The organism is Azospirillum sp. B4, assembly GCF_000333275.1.
GTDB lineage: Bacteria > Pseudomonadota > Alphaproteobacteria > Azospirillales > Azospirillaceae > Nitrospirillum.
The window spans coordinates 1-2,948 of record NZ_BACU01000554.1 but is presented as its reverse complement, the minus strand read 5'-3'; the positions used below and the strand labels follow the sequence as shown (position 1 = coordinate 2,948).

The 2,948-nt window shown below is 67.3% G+C and carries 3 protein-coding genes; all 3 read right to left on the bottom strand.

The window, feature by feature from the left end:
• Positions 1-362 (bottom strand): transposase (locus I55_RS35055; protein ID WP_252181307.1); only part of this gene is annotated, 362 nt, incomplete at its 3' end.
• A gap of 95 nt (positions 363-457) precedes the next feature.
• Positions 458-1,486, bottom strand: coding sequence for an endolytic transglycosylase MltG (mltG, locus tag I55_RS24915; protein WP_083901410.1), 1,029 nt, complete (start codon positions 1,484-1,486; stop codon positions 458-460).
• Positions 1,483-2,754 carry a beta-ketoacyl-ACP synthase II gene (gene fabF, locus I55_RS24910; protein WP_044563420.1) on the bottom strand — a complete coding sequence of 424 codons (1,272 nt, stop codon included), beginning with the start codon at positions 2,752-2,754 and terminating at the stop codon, positions 1,483-1,485. The genes mltG and fabF overlap by 4 nt, the downstream gene beginning before the upstream one ends.
• Between the last annotated feature and the right edge of the window lie 194 nt (positions 2,755-2,948).

The following is a 2,948-nucleotide window of genomic DNA, read 5'->3' as shown; positions in this document are numbered from 1 at the left end:
CGTGGCGACCAAAGTCTTTTTTTATAACTCAGTTTCTCAGCATGCACGAACTCCCAGACCGAGCGGTAGTCCACCTTCAAATTCCGGTCCGCCAGCTCACGGACAAGACCACGTAAGGTGAACGGGCCGCTGGCACAGCGCGTCAGCAGCCAGTCCCGGTGCTCCCCGGAGATCGCCTTCGGCTTATGCCCTCCCATCTGACCAGGAGCCACGCTGCCGGTTACCGCCTCGCGCTCCAGCCATTTGATCGCCGTGCTCACCGCAACGCCAAACCGCTTCGCGGCCTGATGGCGTGACAGGCCATCAAGCTTAACCGCGTCAACAACGCGCTGACGAAGATCCATCGAGTACGGACGACCCATCGTTCCCGGCCCCATATAAATCAAACCGGTAACCTTGAATCACATTCCAAGCTCGTTGGGAATCCAATCCTGAATCAGCCTTATTTCATCCCGCTCTAGCGCTGCGCCTTCTCCCGCAGGTCGCGCCATTTGGCGACGTTGCGGTTGTGGGCATCCAGGGTCGCGGCGAAAGCGTGGCCACCACTGCCGTCAGCCACGAAATACAGGTCACCGCTATCCAGGGGGTTGGCCACGGCGCGCAGGGCTTCGCGGCCCGGGTTGGCGATAGGGCCGGCGGGCAGGCCCGTGACGGCGTAGGTGTTGTACGGCGATTCCACCGCCAGGTCGGCGTGGGTCAGGGGACGGCCAAGAGGGCCGGCGCCGTTGGTGAGGATGTAGATGACCGTGGGGTCGGACTGCAGGCGCATGCCCAGTCTCAGGCGGTTGTAGAAGACGGCGGCGATGTGCGGCCGTTCCGCCGGCACGCCCGTCTCCTTCTCCACCAGGGAAGCCAGGGTCACCATCTCCTCCGGCGACTTCAGGCTGAGGCCCGCGGCACGGCCGGCCCAGATCTTGGCCACCGCCCGGCGCATCTCGGCGGCCATGCGCTCCACCATCTGCGCCCGGCTGTCACCCAGGGAGAAATTGTAGGTGGCGGGCAGCAGGCTGCCTTCCGCCGGGCGTTCCGTGATCTCGCCGGACAGCGCCGGCTCCGCATTCAGCAGCGCCACGATCTGGGCGGAGGTCAGCCCCTCGGGTGCCGTGAAGCGATGGACCACGGTCTTGCCGCTGCGCAGCAGGGCGACCACGTCCCGCAGGGAAACATGGGCGGGAAAGGCGTATTCGCCGGCCTTGATCGGTGGCTGGCCAGCCTCCGTCAGGCGCACGGCGGCGACGAAGTCGATCTCGCCCCGCACGACGCCGGCCTGCGCCAGGGTGGCGGCCACAGCCTGAAGACCGCCCCCGCCATCGCGGCCAACCACCACGGTCGCGTCCTGGGCCAGGGGGCCGGGATCGACGTAGCGGTGATAGCCGATCCACGCCAGGGCGGCCGACACCAGAATCACCAAGGCCGCCGCCCAGAGAAGGCGGCGGCCCAGGGATGGATGTGTCGGAGGAACCGGGTTCGGAACCTTGGCGGTCACGAGCCGGTGTATTCCTTGACGATCAGCGAGGCGTTGGTGCCACCGAATCCGAAGGAGTTCGACAGGGCGGCGCGCACCCGGCGCTTCTTGGACTGGTTGGGCACCAGGTCCACGCCGGCGCATTCCTCGGACGGGTTGTCCAGGTTCAGCGTCGGCGGCACGGCCTGGTCACGGATGGCCAGGACGGAGAAGATGGCCTCGATGGCGCCCGCCGCCCCCAGCAGGTGGCCGGTGGCCGACTTGGTGGAGGACATGGAGGCCGTCTGCAGGGCGTCGCCGAACAGGCGCTTGACAGCACCCAGCTCGATCAGGTCGCCCAGCGGGGTGGAGGTGCCGTGGGCGTTGACGTAGTCGATGTCGGCCGGGGTCATGCCGGCGCGCTTCAGGGCCATGGCCATGGAGCGGTAGCCGCCGTTGCCGTCGTCCGCCGGGGCGGTGATGTGATGGGCGTCGCCCGACAGGCCGTAGCCCACGACCTCGGCGTAAATCTTGGCGCCGCGGGCCTTGGCGTGCTCCAGCTCTTCCAGGACGACGACACCGGCGCCCTCGCCCATGACGAAGCCGTCGCGGCCCTGGTCATAGGGGCGGGATGCCTTCTCCGGCGTCTCGTTGTAGCTGGTCGACAGCGCGCGGGCGGCGGCGAAGCCGGCCACGCCCAGGCGGTTGATCGCGGCCTCGGCGCCGCCGGCGATCATCACGTCGGCGTCATCCCACATGATCAGCCGCGCGGCGTCGCCGATGGCGTGCGCGCCGGTGGAGCAGGCGGTGACGGCCGAGTGGTTCGGGCCCTTGAAACCGTGGATGATGGAGACGTGGCCGGAGACCAGGTTGATCAGGGCCGACGGGATGAAGAAGGGGGAAATGCGGCGCGGGCCTTTCTCGGCCAGCACCAGCGACGTCTCATAGATGGCGGAGAGGCCACCGATACCGGAACCGATCATGACGCCGGTGCGCTCACGATCCTCTTCCGATTCCGGCTGCCAGCCGCTGTCCTTCACCGCCTCGGCCGCCGCGGCGACGCCGTAGATGATGAAGTCGTCCATCTTCTTCTGGTCCTTGGGCGGCACGAACGCATCGGCATTGAAGGTGCCGTTGGTGCCGTCGCCCCGGGGAACCATGCCGCCGACCTTGGCCGGCAGATCGGACACGTCGAAGGTGTCGATGGCGCGGATGCCAGACTTGCCGTCGAGCAGCTGTTTCCACGTGTGCTCAACGCCCGTTCCGAGAGGGGTTACCAACCCGAGACCGGTGATGACGACGCGACGCATGGGTCAGACCTGTACCTAGTTCCAGAGAAATGCGGGCCCGGATTCCAGGAAGAAGCGGGGTGCTCCGCCCTCCCCAGGCCCTGAACCACCAAGCGTTTCCTTCACCTCCAACGCGCTCAGCCTGCATGTCGACGCCGCCAAGCCGCCGCGCGTGCCCAGCCAGATGGAGAAGTATTCGCGCCGCAGCTGCCGCC

Bases quoted from the DNA above. Each gene is read 5' to 3' on its own strand.
- fabF (WP_044563420.1), bottom strand. From the start codon at position 2,754: ATGCGTCGCGTCGTCATCACCGGTCTCGGGTTGGTAACCCCTCTCGGA.